17 protein-coding genes are annotated in these 15,171 nt (G+C 64.6%); 13 read left to right on the top strand and 4 right to left on the bottom strand.

All coding sequences use genetic code 11. The features are described 5' to 3' along the window. Window positions 1–27 precede the first annotated feature (27 nt). On the top strand, window positions 28–525 hold the full coding sequence (gene purE / locus NKH54_RS07705) for a 5-(carboxyamino)imidazole ribonucleotide mutase (RefSeq protein ID WP_023706267.1): 498 nt from the start codon (window positions 28–30) through the stop codon (window positions 523–525). Then, entirely contained in the window at window positions 522–1,598 is a 1,077-nt protein-coding gene (locus NKH54_RS07700) for a 5-(carboxyamino)imidazole ribonucleotide synthase (protein WP_023733032.1), read from the top strand. Before purE ends, NKH54_RS07700 begins: the two co-directional genes overlap by 4 nt. A gap of 38 nt (window positions 1,599–1,636) precedes the next feature. Here NKH54_RS07700 and NKH54_RS07695 read toward each other — a convergent pair whose 3' ends face one another. Then, window positions 1,637–2,065, bottom strand: coding sequence for a lysozyme inhibitor LprI family protein (locus NKH54_RS07695; protein ID WP_023806507.1), 429 nt, complete (start codon window positions 2,063–2,065; stop codon window positions 1,637–1,639). A gap of 242 nt (window positions 2,066–2,307) precedes the next feature. On the opposite strand from NKH54_RS07695, the gene ykgO reads away from it, so the two are divergent. The 4 genes from ykgO to NKH54_RS07675 all read left to right on the top strand — a co-directional run bounded on the left by ykgO (window position 2,308) and on the right by NKH54_RS07675 (window position 4,884). Further along, a complete protein-coding gene (gene ykgO, locus NKH54_RS07690; RefSeq protein WP_006327841.1) occupies window positions 2,308–2,433 on the top strand; it encodes a type B 50S ribosomal protein L36 in 126 nt (41 codons plus the stop codon). A 113-nt stretch (window positions 2,434–2,546) separates the two neighbouring features. Continuing rightward, window positions 2,547–3,128 carry a tetratricopeptide repeat protein gene (locus tag NKH54_RS07685; protein WP_023684032.1) on the top strand — a complete coding sequence of 194 codons (582 nt, stop codon included), beginning with the start codon at window positions 2,547–2,549 and terminating at the stop codon, window positions 3,126–3,128. A 179-nt stretch (window positions 3,129–3,307) separates the two neighbouring features. Continuing rightward, window positions 3,308–4,372, top strand: coding sequence for an alpha/beta fold hydrolase (locus NKH54_RS07680; RefSeq protein WP_353027966.1), 1,065 nt, complete (start codon window positions 3,308–3,310; stop codon window positions 4,370–4,372). 5 nt (window positions 4,373–4,377) lie between these two features. Beyond that, complete coding sequence (locus NKH54_RS07675; RefSeq protein ID WP_023822298.1) at window positions 4,378–4,884, top strand: hypothetical protein; 507 nt, start codon at window positions 4,378–4,380, stop codon at window positions 4,882–4,884. Here NKH54_RS07675 and pyk read toward each other — a convergent pair. Beyond that, window positions 4,842–6,287 (bottom strand): pyruvate kinase, encoded by a 1,446-nt coding sequence (gene pyk / locus NKH54_RS07670; protein ID WP_023690053.1) that lies wholly within the window; start codon window positions 6,285–6,287, stop codon window positions 4,842–4,844. The genes NKH54_RS07675 and pyk overlap by 43 nt on opposite strands. Then, window positions 6,284–6,772, bottom strand: coding sequence for a DUF1036 domain-containing protein (locus NKH54_RS07665; RefSeq protein WP_023737012.1), 489 nt, complete (start codon window positions 6,770–6,772; stop codon window positions 6,284–6,286). Before NKH54_RS07665 ends, pyk begins: the two co-directional genes overlap by 4 nt. Window positions 6,773–7,017: 245 nt before the next feature. Here NKH54_RS07665 and NKH54_RS07660 point away from each other — a divergent pair, with 245 nt between their 5' ends. From NKH54_RS07660 to NKH54_RS07650, 3 genes are all read left to right on the top strand, one after another. Then, on the top strand, window positions 7,018–7,815 hold the full coding sequence (locus NKH54_RS07660; protein WP_023737013.1) for an N-formylglutamate amidohydrolase: 798 nt from the start codon (window positions 7,018–7,020) through the stop codon (window positions 7,813–7,815). Window positions 7,816–7,827: 12 nt separating this feature from the next. Continuing rightward, window positions 7,828–8,136, top strand: coding sequence for a DUF1244 domain-containing protein (locus NKH54_RS07655; RefSeq protein ID WP_023673120.1), 309 nt, complete (start codon window positions 7,828–7,830; stop codon window positions 8,134–8,136). Window positions 8,137–8,291: 155 nt separating this feature from the next. Then, window positions 8,292–9,467 carry an MFS transporter gene (locus NKH54_RS07650; protein ID WP_023737014.1) on the top strand — a complete coding sequence of 392 codons (1,176 nt, stop codon included), beginning with the start codon at window positions 8,292–8,294 and terminating at the stop codon, window positions 9,465–9,467. Here the strand turns inward: NKH54_RS07650 and NKH54_RS07645 are convergent. Then, entirely contained in the window at window positions 9,431–10,339 is a 909-nt protein-coding gene (locus NKH54_RS07645) for a LysR family transcriptional regulator (RefSeq protein ID WP_023737015.1), read from the bottom strand. The genes NKH54_RS07650 and NKH54_RS07645 overlap by 37 nt on opposite strands. A gap of 94 nt (window positions 10,340–10,433) precedes the next feature. Between NKH54_RS07645 and NKH54_RS07640 the strand changes: the two genes are divergently transcribed. The 4 genes from NKH54_RS07640 (at window position 10,434) to NKH54_RS07625 (ending at window position 15,171) form a co-directional block, all read left to right on the top strand. Further along, the gene (locus NKH54_RS07640; RefSeq protein WP_023826705.1) at window positions 10,434–11,390 is read left to right on the top strand and encodes an SDR family oxidoreductase; all 957 of its coding nucleotides are present in this window, start codon (window positions 10,434–10,436) and stop codon (window positions 11,388–11,390) included. Window positions 11,391–11,567: 177 nt separating this feature from the next. Next, a complete protein-coding gene (locus tag NKH54_RS07635; RefSeq protein WP_023822300.1) occupies window positions 11,568–12,428 on the top strand; it encodes an FAD binding domain-containing protein in 861 nt (286 codons plus the stop codon). Further along, window positions 12,428–12,910 carry a (2Fe-2S)-binding protein gene (locus NKH54_RS07630; RefSeq protein WP_023822301.1) on the top strand — a complete coding sequence of 161 codons (483 nt, stop codon included), beginning with the start codon at window positions 12,428–12,430 and terminating at the stop codon, window positions 12,908–12,910. Before NKH54_RS07635 ends, NKH54_RS07630 begins: the two co-directional genes overlap by 1 nt. Then, window positions 12,907–15,171 (top strand): xanthine dehydrogenase family protein molybdopterin-binding subunit, encoded by a 2,265-nt coding sequence (locus NKH54_RS07625; protein WP_353027963.1) that lies wholly within the window; start codon window positions 12,907–12,909, stop codon window positions 15,169–15,171. The genes NKH54_RS07630 and NKH54_RS07625 overlap by 4 nt, the downstream gene beginning before the upstream one ends.

The raw sequence follows: 15,171 nt of genomic DNA, 5'->3' as shown, positions 1-15,171 counted from the left end.
CGCGCCTTTACCGCCGGGAGCATGCGCTTGACCGACCACCGCGCCGACGTCGCCATCATCATGGGCAGCCAGTCCGACTGGGCGACGATGCGCCACGCCGCCGAAACGCTGGAGGCGCTGGGCATTCCGCACAAGCGGCTGATCGTCTCCGCCCACCGCACCCCGGACCGCCTCTATGATTTCGCCAAAGGCGCCAAGGCGGCCGGCTACAAGGTGATCATCGCCGGCGCCGGCGGCGCCGCCCACCTGCCCGGCATGACGGCGGCGATGACGCCGCTGCCGGTGTTCGGCGTGCCGGTCGAATCGAAGGCGCTGTCAGGCCAGGATTCGCTGCTCTCCATCGTCCAGATGCCGGCCGGCATTCCGGTCGGCACGCTTGCCATCGGTAAGGCGGGTGCGGCCAACGCCGCCCTTCTGGCGGCCGCCGTGCTGGCGCTACACGACGAAGAACTTGCCGCCCGCCTGGATGCCTGGCGCACCGCCCAAACCGCCAGGGTCGCCACCGAACCGACGGACGCGCCGTGAGCCTGCCCGCGGGATCGAGCATCGGCATCATCGGCGGCGGCCAGCTCGGCCGCATGCTGGCTGTTGCCGCAGCGCGCCTCGGCTACCGCACAATTATCCTCGAACCGCAGGCCGATTGCCCGGCGGCTCAGGTCGCCAACCGCCAGATCACCGCCGCCTATGACGATGCGGACGCCCTTGCCGAACTGGCGGCAGTCAGCGCCGTCGTCACCTACGAATTCGAGAATGTGCCGGTAGCGGCTGCCGGCGCGCTCGCCGCCAAGGTCCCGGTCTATCCGCCGCCCAGGGCGTTGGAAGTCGCCCAGGACCGGGTGGCGGAGAAGCTATTCCTTAACAGCATCGGCATCAGGACAGCGGATTTCCGCTCCGTCGACAATGACGACGAACTGACGGCGGCGCTGAGAGAGTTCGGTGGCAGCGGCATCTTGAAAACCCGCCGCATGGGCTATGACGGCAAGGGCCAGCGCGTCTTCCGCAACATGGAGACGGGCGGCTTTGCCGGCACATGCGAGACCATGGGCAATGTGCCGCTGATCCTCGAATCCTTCGTCGCTTTCGAGCGCGAAATCTCGGTCATCGCCGCGCGCGGGTTGGACGGCGCGGTCGCCGCCTACGATCCGGCTGAGAACGTCCACCGCGACGGCATCCTGCATACCTCGACCCTGCCGGCCCAGATCAGGCTGGAGACGGCGGCGACGGCACAGGGGTCGGCAGCGAAAATCCTGTCGGCCCTCGACTATGTCGGCGTCATCGGCGTCGAGTTCTTCGTTCTTGCCGATGGCACGCTGCTGGCCAACGAAATGGCGCCGCGCGTGCACAATTCCGGCCACTGGACGGAAGCCGCCTGCATCGTTTCGCAATTCGAGCAGCATATCCGCGCCATTGCCGGCCTGCCGCTGGGCAACCCTGGCCGGCATTCAAACTGCGTCATGGAAAACCTGATCGGCGACGATGTGCTGCGCGTACCCGCTTTGCTCGCCGAGCCCGATCTGATGCTGCATCTCTACGGCAAGGCGGAAGCGCGCCCAGGCCGCAAGATGGGCCATTTCACGCGCATCAGCCGCCGTAGCTAAGCCATTCCGGCACTTTGCGCGAGGGCGTGGCTCGAGCCCTATTGCAGCTCGTCGTTCAGATCTCCGTCCTCGTCGGGGCTGGCGCAACTCGCATCGCCTTCCCTACAATTGGCGCCCGCGGTGAGCTGTTTGATGCGCTGGTCCGTCAGTTCGGTCAGGCATTGTGAAACCTCCATCGGATGGATGGAGCCGCCCTCGCTGTCTGTCGTCGTATAGGCGCATTCGGCGTCGCGGAAGGCGATCCAGGCGCGTTGCGCGACCTGCAGCAGCTTCCTGCCCTTGTCGTCGTTGCGACTGACGAGATCCTTGTAGGCCTGGTTGAGCTTGGCATCGGCCGCCCGATAGTCCTCGCCGGCGCAGATGTTCATCATCTGCTGGCTGTCGTCGTTGCGGTCGCATTCCTGCGCCTGCGCGATGGAGGCGGCTGCCAGAACGGCAAGGCTCGCGGACACAAACAACAGGCGCATAGAGGTCTCCAAATCGGCTTGCGGGTGCCGCACCATTCCAGCCCGCCTTCGGCCGCGCAATGGCGTGGAGCCGAGATGGCGGATATTTGATGGCCAAAGCCATTCTCGGCCTCTATCCAGCACGCTTGCGGTTGACACGGGCAAGGCTCCTCGTTTATGAGCCACCGCAAGTTCAAAGGCGCGCTTTTCAGGCGCGCCTTAATAATTCGGCCCGGACAGGGCCCAGACCGACGGGCAAGACCATGAAGATCAAGAATTCGCTCAAGGCGCTGAAGGCGCGTCACCGCGACAACCAGCTGGTTCGCCGCAAGGGCCGCGTCTACATCATCAACAAGACCGCTCCGCGCTACAAGGCGCGCCAGGGCTGAGTGTTCGGCCGGGGGCTCGTTGCCTCAGTCCATATGATGGTAATTGCCTGGTTTCAGGCACTTTCACGCTAATTTCAGTTTGACGATCCGCCGTCCGGGGTTAGATTCCGGTGATGCGGATTCTTTTTGCATTTTTGGCCACCCTCTTTCTTTTCGGCGTCGCTCCGGCGTCGGCGGACGATCCGCCGGCAAAGCCGCCGGTTGCCCTGACCAGGGAAGCCAGGCTCGACCAACTGTTTGCCGAGCTGAAGCGCGAGCGCAACGAAAAGGCGGCCGAGCGCATCGCCGGGCGCATCTGGGGCGAATGGTTCCAGTCCGGCAGCGCCTCGATCGACCTGATGATGCAATGGTCGCAAAAGGCGATGGACGACCAGAAGTTCGACGTCGCCCTCGACTTCCTCGACCAGGTCGTCATCCTGCAGCCAAAATATGCCGAAGGCTGGAACCGGCGCGCCACCGTCCATTACATGATGAAGAATTTCGGGAAATCGATGTCCGACATCGACCAGACGCTGCAGCTGGAACCACGCCATTTCGGCGCGCTTTCCGGCCTGGCCCAGATCATGGCCGCCACCGGCCACAAGCAATCGGCGCTCGAAGCCTGGCAGAAGGTGCTTACCATCTATCCGATGATGCGCAGCGCCCAGGACCAGGTCGCGGCAATTTCGGAAGAGCTTGCCGGCGAAGGAATTTGATTAGGCAGTAGGAATTAGGGATTAGTCAGTAGTCAGTAGTCAGTAGAGAAGATTGGTCGAGACCCCACCTCCCTACTCCCTACTCCCTACTCCCTACTCCCTACTCCCTACTCCCTACTCCCTACTCCCTACTCCCTACTCCCTAGAACTTATCCCCCTCCACCCCCGTATCTCCGCGCATGAACCTCATTTACGCCGCCTGTGCTTTGCTCCTCGCGCTCGTCTTTGCCCTGGCCGGTGTCACCCGCGCCGGCGCGTGGCTGATCGAGTGGCGGAACCCGCCGGCCGGCGAATTTGCCGACATCGACGCCACCCGCATCCACTATGTCCACGTGCCGGCGCCTCAAAATGCCGAGCTGCCGGCGATCGTCTTCATCCATGGCGCCAGCGCCAACCTCAGGGATCAGATGCTGCCGATCAGGCCTTTGCTCGAAGGCCGCGCCGAGATGGTCTTCCTCGACCGGCCGGGCTTCGGCTGGTCGGCACGCGGCCCCGGCAATGAGAGCCCGTCGGGGCAGGCCGACACCATCGCCAGGCTGATGGACCGTCTCGGCATCCACAAGGCGATCATGGTCGGCCATTCGTTTGGCGGCGTGATCACCGCCGCCTTTGGCCGCGAACACCCGGAGAAGACGCTCGGGCTGGTCTTTCTGTCGCCGGTCAGCCACCCCTGGCCGGGCGGCGCGACCGCCTGGTACTACAAGCTGACCGCCACCCCCATCATCGGCTGGCTGTTCTCGCAGACATTGACCTATCCGGCAGGCACGCTGCAGATGGACAGCGCCACGGCCTGCGTGTTTTCTCCCAACAAGGTGCCGGAAGGCTATGTCGGCAATGCCTCGATTCCGCTGGTGCTGCGTCCCGGCGCTTTCCGCGCCAACGCCATCGATGTCGCCGGCCTCTACGACTATACGCTGAAGGCCGCGCCGCATTACCGCGACATCACAGCGCCGACGATCGTCATCTCGGGCGATCGCGACAAGGTGGTCTATGCCTCGATCCATTCGGTCGGCCTGGTCAGGGACATCCCCGGCGCCGAACTGATCTGGGTCCACAATCTCGGCCACAAGCCGGATTGGATCGCCTCCGACCTCGTCGTCGGCGCGATCGAGAAAGTCGCCGGCAAGGTCGTCGACCTGCAGGCAATGGCAAAAACCGTGGAAGCACGCATCGCCGGCGATGCGTACAATGAGGGGCGATGCCCCGACATCACAGTGCCCGACGCGGAACTGGCCCCGACCTGATCGCAATGTATGTCCTGAAACACGGCGTCAAGAGAAACCCGGAGAAGCGATGGGCGTTGCCGGACCGCATCTTCTTCGGCTATGGCGCGTGCGCCATTCTTGCTGGCGCCTTTCTCGAGCATGCTCCTCTGGAAGGATTCTACGGCGAACGGATCATTCCTGGCGAGGGCTTTTCCGGGAACCATATTTACGCGACCAACGGCGTGATCGCGTTCGACTACCACGGCTATTCCGCCCGCGAGCGGCTTTTGGAACACCACAAGAGGGGCTGGGCGTCGCGCAATCCCGGGTGGCACTGCACGATCGCCACGGTCGATTTCGATCTGCTCGACACAGTCGAACTCAACCGGCGAAAGATGCTGGGTCCGGACCAGTACCTGCACCACCCCGTTCCCCGGGCTCGCCGCTTCCTTCGGCGCATCGATCACGCCGAAGGTGCGGCAAGAGCGCAGCGAACTGTGACGAGGTCTCAGCCTATGTTGCGGGTGGCCTGCACGTCCGATCCGACATAGGCGATGCGCAGCATGTTGGTCGAACCCGGCGTCCTCAGCGGCACGCCCGCCGTGATGATGACGCGGTCGCCCGGCTGGCCGAACCCCTCTTCGAAAGCGATGCGGCAGGCGCGATCGACCATGTCGTCGAGGTCGCTGGCGTCGGGCGAGACGACGCAATGCGTGCCCCACAAAAGCGACAGCCGCCGCGCCGTGTTGAGGATCGGCGACAGCGCGATGATCGGCACTTGCGGCCGCTCGCGCGCGGCGCGCAGGCCGGTGGTGCCCGACGCCGTATAGGTGATGATCGCCGACAGTTTCAGCGTCTCGGCAATCTCGCGGGCGGCGAGCGAAATGGCGTCGGCGCCGGTTGCTTCCGGTTCCGAGCGCTGCGCGTTGATGATGCCGGCATAGGTCGGGTCGGTTTCGACCTTGGTGGCGATGCGGTTCATCATCGCCACCGCCTCGACCGGATAGGCGCCGGCAGCGGATTCGGCTGAAAGCATGATGGCGTCGGCGCCCTCGAACACGGCGATCGACACGTCGGAGACCTCGGCGCGGGTCGGCACCGGCGCGGTGATCATCGATTCCAGCATTTGCGTGGCGACCACCACCGGCTTGCCGGCGCGGCGCGCGGCGCGCGTGATCTGCTTCTGGATGCCGGGCACCGCTTCCAGCGGCATTTCCACACCGAGATCGCCGCGGGCGACCATCAGCGCGTCGGAGAGTTCGATGATTTCGGCCAGCCGGGCTACCGCCTGCGGCTTTTCGATCTTGGCCATGATAAGCGCCCGGCCGCGCGCGATCTTGCGGGCTTCCGCCAAATCCTCCGGCCGCTGCACGAACGACAGCGCCACCCAGTCGACGCTTTCCGCCAGCACCGCATCGAGGTCCTTGCGGTCCTTTTCGGTCAGCGCACCGACCGGCAGGTCGGTGTCGGGCAGGCTGACGCCCTTCTTGTCGGAAATGGTGGTGCCGGCGACGACCGCGCAGGTGATCGACTTGCCGTCGCTCTTCACCGCCCTGAGCTCCAGCTTGCCGTCGTCGATCAACAGACGGTGGCCGGCCTCGACCGAACTCAGGATTTCGGGATGCGGCAGGTAGACGCGGGTCGACGTGCCGGGCTCGGGATTGTTGTCGAGGGTGAAGGTCTGGCCCGGGGTCAGCACCTCCTTGCCGTTGGCGAACTTGCCGACGCGCAGCTTCGGTCCCTGCAAATCGGCCAGGATGCCGATCGGACGGCCGACCTTTTCCTCGACCGCGCGGATGCGGCCGACCAGCGTGCGCATCAACTCGTGATCGGTGTGGCTCATATTGATGCGGAAGACATCGGCGCCGGCTTCGAACAGCTTCTGCAGCATCTCCTCGGACGAGGAGGCAGGACCGATGGTGGCGAGGATCTTGACCTTGCGGCTACGTCTCATTGACTGTTTGTTCCCGGGGCGGCTGGAGCGCCTCCCGTTGTGGACTCATCGGTCAGCTGGACCATCCAGCTTGCCTGCTCGCCCGTGTCATATTCCTGGAATCCGGCGCGCTGGAAGCCCCGGGCGACGCAATCGGTAACGCCGGCAATCTTGAATTCTTTTTCGGCCACGCACATGTTGATCGGGCCATCCCAGCGCCCGCCGCGCTCGGCGTCTTCTGCATAAAGATAGTAAAACCTCGATGACAGCGGACCTTCGATCAGCGTCTTGCAGCTCGATCCTTCAATGTGCCACCACCCCTCGGTGATCCAGCCTGCCTTGGCGCGGTAGCCGATGCCAACGCCGACCAGGTTCTGCGTGGCGTTGCAGACGCGGAAATCGGCGCGGGCAGGCGAAGCCGCGACCAGCGCGGTGAGCCCTAGCGTCAGGGCCAGGAGCGGCACGGCAAAGGCGGTGCGCGCACGCGGCCTGCCGGCGGAACCCATCCCGAAACCCCTCAATAACGTCATCTGCATCTCTCAAACCCCTTTTCGGAAAAGTCCGGGCGCATGTCAACGCGCCGTTCTGTCCAATTCCAATCGATTTAGAAAGGCCCCCGACACGCGATCTGCCGCACGTCACAGGTTTTTCGCAGAAACCGTGGCTAAACAACGGCATTGCGCAACAGTCCTCTTCGTGGGAATGACGATACCACCCTCCCCGGAAGCCAGCGAACAGACCTTTCCAGCCAATGACCCGATCCACAGTTTTCGCGCCTTTCGATATCGTCGAAGGCGACCGCAAGCGAGGCATCGTGCTTGTCGCCGACCATGCCCGCCGCGACCTGCCGGAGGAGTATGGCAGTCTCGGCTTGCCGGCGGCGGAACTCGATCGCCATATCGCCTACGACATCGGTGTCGAGACGGTGACGCGCGAACTGGCCGCAGCGCTCGACGCGCCGGCGGTGATCGCCAATTTTTCGCGGCTGCTGATCGATCCCAATCGCGGCGAGGACGACCCGACGCTGATCCGCCAGCTCTATGACGGCACTGTCGTGCCGGGAAACTACCCTATGGCGCCGCAAGAACGCGAAAGGCGGCTCGACGGCTTCTACCGGCCTTATCAGGACGCGGTCGGCGCCATGATCGCGTCGGTGGCGCACGCCTCAGGCAAAGCGCCGTTCATCTTCTCCGTACACTCCTTCACCCCTGTCATGCAGGGCTTCATCCGCCCTTGGCATGTCGGCATATTGTGGGACCTCGACGACCGCGTGGCGCGGCCGCTGATCGACATGCTGGCGCAGGATAAAAACCTCGTCGTTGGCGACAATGAACCCTATGACGGCGCTTTGCGCGGCGACACCATGTTCAAGCACGCCATCGTCAACGGCTTTGCCCATGCGCTGATCGAGATCCGCCAGGACCTGATATCAGACCGCAAGGGGGCGCTGGCCTGGACGGAACGGCTGGCGCCGATCGTTGACGCCATCGACCGCCGTCCCGATATACATCAGGTGAAGATGTTCGGCTCGCGCACCGGGCCGCTGTGAGGATCCAAGGCAATGACCGAACTCAGCGATGACCAGAAACGCGATTTCGAGGCCGCGGCCTTCCGCCGGCTGGTCGATCATCTGCGCGAGCGCAGCGATGTGCAAAACATCGACCTGATGAACCTCGCCGGCTTCTGCCGCAACTGCCTGTCGAACTGGTATCGCGAAGCGGCCGAGGCTGAGGGCGTCGATCTCGGCAAGGATCAGTCGCGCGAAATCGTCTACGGCATGCCCTATGCGCAATGGCAGGCGCTGAACCAGACCGAGGCTTCGGACGCCAAGAAAGCGGAGTTCGAGGCAAGACGGCCGAGGGATCACTGAAGTAGCGCGCGGTTCACAGGATTGACGTCGGCGGGACAGCGCCTAACGGTTTCCCCTTAGATGTGGCCCACAAGCTTTTCGCAGCCAAGCGCTTGACGAGAAATTGAATCGATTTAATTTGCCGCGCAAAGCCATTCCTTGACCGGATTCGAACCATGGACGCGCAAGACACCATGCAGAGCGCCATTCGCGGGCGATGGGCCGTAGCCGCGATCTTCCTTGCCAACGGATTCCTGACCGGCAGCTGGGCGCCGCAGATTCCGGTGTTCCTGACCCGGCTCGACATCTCGAAATTCACCCTCGGTCTGCTGATCCTTCTGTTCGGCGTCGGCGCGGTCGCGGCCATGAGCTGGTGCGGCCATCTGATCTCCAGGCATGGCTCGCGCACCGTGCTGCGCTGGTTCGGCCTTTGCGGCAGCCTCGGCCTGCTGATCGTGGCGCTGGCGCCCAACGTGCCGCTGGCGGCGATCGCCATGATCATCTTCGGCGGCTCGATCGGCGGCATGGATGTCGCCATGAACGCCAATGCCGTGGTGGTCGAGCGCCGGCTGTCCCGCGCCATCATGTCGTCCTCGCACGGCTTCTGGAGCCTCGGCGGTTTCGCCGGTGGCGGTCTGGGCGGTTACGCCATCCAGACTTACGGCCACCTCGCGCATGCGGCTGTAGTCACGATCATTGCTTTTGCCGTCATCGCCGTGGCGGTCGGCTACCTCATCGCCGAGGACAAGCCGCAGGCCGCCGAGCATCATAAATTAACGCTGCCGGCCAACCCGCTGGTCTATCTTGTAGGGCTGATGGCGCTGCTGACGATGATTTCCGAGGGCGCCGTGCTCGACTGGGCAGCGCTTTATCTCAGGCAGGAGCTCGGCGCCGACCTCGCCATCGCCGGCCTTGCCTACGCCGCCTTCTCCGGCGTCATGGCTGTCATGCGCTTTTTCGGCGACGGCGTGCGCAACCGCTTCGGCGCGGTGGCGACGCTGCGCGGCTCGGCGGTGGTCGCCGCCGCCGGCATGCTGGTCGCCGGCCTGTCGCCTTCGCCCTGGATCGCCATCGCGGCTTTTGCTCTCTGCGGCTTCGGCATCGCCAATATGGTGCCGATCATCTTCTCGGCCGGCGGCAACCAGGAAGGCATGTCGTCGGGCACCGGCATGAGCGTGGTCACCACCATGGGCTATTCCGGTATATTGGTGGCGCCGTCGGCGATCGGCTTCGTCGCCGAGCATTCGAGCTTCGGCCCGATCTTCGTCGCCATGTCGGCGCTGCTGATCGTCGTGCTGTTGATGGCCGGGCTCGCTCACCGCGCCGAATTCGCGGCCGCCCCCGCCGAATAGCGCTTCAGCTCCTCATAGAGGAAATCCGCGACGCGGCGGATGCGCACGCTGGTGCGCACGTCACGATGCATGGCAAGCCACACCGGCAGGCTGGGCAGTGGCAGGCCGGGCAGCAGTTTTTCCAGCAACGGGTCGCTGTCGGCCAGCGGCTCCTGGCCAAGACCGACGCCGTTTCCCGCCCGCAGCGCTTCCCACAGAACGATCTGGTTGTCGGCCCTGAAGCGGAAGCTGCTTCGGGTGACGGGGATGCCGGCTTGGGTAAAGCCCCGGATCATCTCGTCGCTGCGGTCGAAGCCGATCAGCGGGTGGTCGAGAAGATCGGCGGGCTTGAGCGGGCGGCCGTGCTGGTCGAGATAGGATTTCGCCGCGCAGCAGCAGAGCTTGATATCGCAGACCTTGCGCGCCGTCAGCTCGTTCTGCGCCGGCTTGACCATGCGGATGGCGATGTCGGCATCCCTTCGCAGCAGGTTCTCGACCTGGTTCGAGGCGACGATCTCGACCTCGATGCCGGGCTCCTCGATGCCGAGCCGCGCCGTCATCTTCGGCAGCACATAGGCCGCCACCACCTCGCTGGCGGCAATGCGCACCGTGCCTTCGATCGCCTCGACCGAGCCCAATGCCAATAGTGCGAACGCGCTCGCCTGCTCGCTCACCGCTCTGCCGCGTTCGAACAGCGTGGCGCCTGCTTCCGTCAGCGCATAGCCGCGCCGCCCGCGCCGGAACAAGGTGACGCCCAACGCCTGTTCGAGCTCACCGATGTGACGCCCGAGCGTCGGTTGGCTGGCCGACAGTTTGCGCGCCGCGGCCGACAGGCTGCCGGTCTCCGCCACGGTGACGAAACTCTTGATCAGGTTCCAGTCGATATCTTCCATTCAATTATGAATAACAAAGCTGCATCCCTAGTCAATTTTCATTCGCATATGGAGGCATCATATTCGCCGTGCAAACACAAACACGGAGAAGAAAATGACCAAGATCGCAATTCTGGGGGCCAATGGCCGGCTCGGCCGCGTGGTTGGCAAAGCCTTCATCGACGCCGGCTTCGATGTCCGCGCCGTCACCCGCACCGGCAAGGTCCCGGCCGAACTCAAGGGCGCCACCGCCGTCGCCGGCGATGCGCTCGACCGCGAGGCGCTGATCCGCGCCACGCAAGGCGTCGACATCATCTTCAACGGTCTCAACCCGATCTACACCGATTGGAGCAAATGCCTGCCGATGGCGGAAAACGTCGTGGCCGCCTGCCATGCCAATGGCGCGCTGCATCTCTTCCCCGGCACTGTCTACAATTACGGCTCGCCGATGCCTCAACTCGTCACCGAAGACACGCCGTTCCGCCCAACGACCGAGAAGGGCCGCATCCGCTGCGCCATGGAAGCGCTGTTTCGCCGCGAGGCCGATGCCGGTCGCGTCCGCACCATCATCCTGCGCGCCGGCGATTTCTTCGGCGGCACCGGCAGCGGATCATGGTTCGACCTCGTCGTCGCCGCCAAGATGAACAAGGGCGTCTACACCGCGCCTGGCCCTGCCAACCTCGTGCACGAATGGGCCTATTTGCCGGACTTCGCCATCGGCTTCGTCGGCCTGGCGCGTAATCAGGGCAAGCTCGGCTTCTTTGAGGCGCTCAACTTCCCCGGCCACGCCGTCACCGACATGGACATAAAGGCCGCGGCCGAGAAAGCGTTGGGACGTCCGCTGAAACTGACCTTCATGCCGTGGTGGGTGCTGCGCGCCGGCAGCCCGTTCGTGGCGATGTGGCGCGAGATCGTCTCGATGTCCTATCTGCGCTTCGAACCGCACCGGCTCGTGTCCGACCGGCTGGAAGGCATCATCGGCGAAGTCCCGCACACCCCGCTGGACGAGGCCGTGGCCGAGGCCTTGAAGGACATCGGCATCAGCCTCGACCGTGCAAAAGACGCCGCTTAAATGCATGTCGCCCAGAAGTGCGCGCGGTCTGGGACAACGACATGCATCAAAACAAAGACTTTAGACAAAAATCTCTCTCGCGGTGCTGGCCCAATCGCTGGAAATCAGCAACCGGATGGTCATTATGAGGAGACTGTTTATAACGGTCGGCGAGATCACCATCACCAAGGGGAGACGATGCGTTACATACGTCCGCTTTCAATCGAAGATGCCGTTGGCCAGCTGGCCGGCGCTTCCGGTACATCAGCCATTCTCGCTGGAGGCAGTGACCTCCTCGTTCGGATGAAGGGCGGGTTTGTCGATCCCGACCTGATCGTCGACATCAAGGCGATCGAGGGCTTGAGCGAGATCAGGGAGACGGCCGACGGCTTCAGCATCGGCGCCACCGTCCCCTGCGCCGTCCTGGGCGAGAGCTCGGTTCTGAAGAAGGCCTGGCCCGGTGTCGTCGAAGCGTCGAAGCTGATCGGCTCGAAACAGGTCCAGGGCCGCTGCACCATCGTTGGCAATCTGTGCAACGCATCGCCGGCCGCCGACAGCGTCCCGGCCTTGGTGGCCGCCGCCGCCAAGGCCGTGGTTGCCGGCCCCTCGGGCAAGCGCACCATTCCGGTCGAGGCTGTGCCGATCGGGCCTGGCAAGACCTCGCTCACCAAGGGTGAGATCGTCGAGGCGATCCTGCTCGACAAGCGCGCGCCGCGTTCGGGCGACGCCTACCTCAGATTCATCCCGCGCACCGAGATGGACATCGCGGTGGTCAGCGCCGGCGTGAACCTGACGCTCGACGAGCATGGCGTCATAACAGCCGCCCGCGTCGCGCTCGGCGCCGCGGCCCCGACCGTGCTTCTGGTGGAAGAAGCAGCCGAGGCTCTCATCGGCAGGAAGCTGGATGAGGCGGCACTTGAGCGGCTCGCCAAGGTCTGCGCCGGGGCCTGCCGCCCCATCGACGACAAGCGCGGCACCATCGAGTTTAGACGAAAAGTTGCGGGCGTGCTGGCCGGACGGGCCGCGACGACCGCCTACGCACGCGCAGGAGGCAAATGATGGCCGGTGTAGCAGTTTCAACGACAATCAACGGCGACAGCGTCGAATACCTTTGCCAGCCCGACGAGACGTTGCTCGACGTCCTGCGCGACCGGCTCGGGCTGACCGGCGCCAAGGAAGGCTGCGGCACGGGCGACTGCGGCGCCTGCTCGATCATCCTCGACAACCGGCTCGTCTGCTCGTGCCTTGTGCTTGGCGCTGAAGCCGAAGGCCGGCATATCGAGACCGTCGAAGGCATGGCGCATGGCGATCAATTGCATCCGCTGCAGCAGAAGTTCCTCGAGCATGCGGCCCTGCAATGCGGCATCTGCACGCCGGGCTTCCTCATCGCGGCGAAGGACCTTTTGGCCAAGAACCCCGATCCGACCGAGGAAGAAATCCGCTTCGGCCTCGCCGGCAACCTCTGCCGCTGCACCGGCTACGACAAGATCGTGCGCGCGGTCCAGGATGCGGCCAATGTGATGAAGGGAGCGCACGCATGAACTTCGATCCACGCTTTTCGGGCCGCAAATTCTCCTCCGTCGGCACGCGGCCCATCCGTCCCGACGGCGTCGACAAGGTGACCGGACGCGCCCGCTACGGCGCCGACTTCAACATGGCGGGACAGCTGGTCGGGCGTGTCCTGCGCAGCCCGCATGCGCATGCCAGGATCCTCAAGATCGACACTTCGAAAGCGGAAAAGCTCGCCGGCGTGAAAGCGGTGATCACCGCCGCCGACCTGCCCGATCTCACCGATGGCGATGCCGCCATGTACGACGTCCTCGACAATTGCATGGCGCGCGGCAAGGCGCTCTATGACGGCCACGCCGTGGCCGCGGTCGCCGCCGTCGATGCCCGCACGGCCAGGCAGGCGCTGAAGCTCATCGAGGTCGAGTACGAGCTGTTGCCGCATGTCACCGATGTCGACGAGGCGATGAAGCACACCGCGCCGTTGATCAACGACACGATCTTCACCGAGGGTCTCGAGGAAAAGCCGGTAAAGCCGTCCAACGTCACCAAGCGCAGCCAGTTCGGCCATGGCGATGTCCATCAGGGCTTTGGGCACGCCGATGTCATCGTCGAGCGCTCCTTCAAGACCGAACAGACGCATCAGGGCTATATCGAGCCGCACGCCTGCGTGGCGAGCGTCTCGTCCGACGGCACCGCCGACCTCTGGGTCTGCACGCAGGGCCATTTCGTCTACCGCCAGCATTGCGCGCAACTGCTCGGGCTGGAAGCCTCGAAGCTGCGCGTCACCTCCTCGGAGATCGGCGGCGGCTTCGGCGGCAAGACCCATGTCTGGGCCGAGCCGGTGGCACTCGCTCTGTCGCGCAAGGCAGGAAGGCCGGTGAAGCTGGTGATGACTCGCGACGAGGTGTTCCGCGCCTCGGGCCCGACCAGCGCCACCTCGATCGACGTCAAGATCGGCGCCCGCAAGGACGGCACCATCACCGCCGCCGAAGCAACGCTGCGCTACACCAGCGGCCCCTATGCAGGCACATGGGCCGAGATCGGCGCCATGACGGCGTTCGCCTGCTACAAGCTCGACAACGTCCAGACGGTCGGCTTCGAAGTGCTGGTCAACCGGCCGAAGACAGCCGCCTATCGCGCGCCCTCCGCGCCGATGGCGGCATTCGCGGTGGAAAGTGCAGTCGATGAGCTGGCCAAGGAACTCGGCATGGACCCGGTCGAGTTCCGCATCAAGAACGCCGCGCAGGAAGGCACAAGGTCTTCCTATGGCCCGGTCTACGGCCCGATCGGCATCGGTCCGACGCTGGAAGCGGCCAAGCACCATCCGCACATGAAGGCGCCGCTGGGCAAGAACCAGGGACGCGGCATGGCCTGCGGCTTCTGGTTCAACTTCGGCGGCCAGACCTGCGTGGATCTGAACATCGGCATGGACGGCTCGGTGTCGCTGGCCGTCGGCACGGTGGACGTAGGCGGCTCGCGCGCCTCGCTGTCGCTGGTGGCGGCGGAGGAGCTCGGCATCGACTATGCCCAGCTCAAGGCGGTGGTCGCCGACACGTCCTCGCTCGGCTACAATGACATGACCGACGGCAGCCGCGGCACCTTCTCGTCGTCGATGGCGACCATCTCGGCCGCCCGCAACGCCATCAAGATCCTGCGTGAGCGCGCCGCCCAGACGTGGGACATCCCCGTCGACGACGTGGTCTGGGAAAACGGCCACGCCATCGCCAAGGGCGAGAAATACGGCAATCTTGCAGCACTCTCGCTGAAGGAGATCGCCGCCGCGTCCGGCAAGACCGGCGGGCCGATCGCCGGCCACAGCGAGCTCGTCGCCGACGGCGCCGGCGTCTCCTTCGCCACCCATATATGCGACATCGAGGTCGACCCCGATACCGGCTCGACCAGGGTGATCCGCTACACGGTGATCCAGGATGCCGGCAAGGCGGTGCACCCGACCTATGTCGAGGGCCAGTACCAGGGCGGCGCCGCGCAAGGCATCGGCTGGGCGCTCAACGAGGAGTACATCTACGGAAAGGATGGGCGTCTCCAGAACGCCGGCTTCCTCGACTACCGCATCCCGGTCTGCTCGGACCTGCCGATGATCGACACGCAGATCCTCGAGATACCCAATCCCAACCACCCCTATGGCGTGCGCGGCGTCGGCGAAACCTCGATCGTGCCGCCGCTGGCAGCGATCGCCAACGCAGTGTCGAACGCAGCCGGTGTGCGCATGACCCACATCCCGATGTCGCCGCCAAGGGTCCTCGCCGCGATCGAGGCGGAACGGGGAGCATGA

It is taken from the genome of Mesorhizobium sp. M1004 (assembly GCF_040318795.1).
In the GTDB taxonomy this organism is placed as follows: domain Bacteria; phylum Pseudomonadota; class Alphaproteobacteria; order Rhizobiales; family Rhizobiaceae; genus Mesorhizobium.
This window is presented reverse-complemented; position numbering and strand designations above follow the sequence as displayed.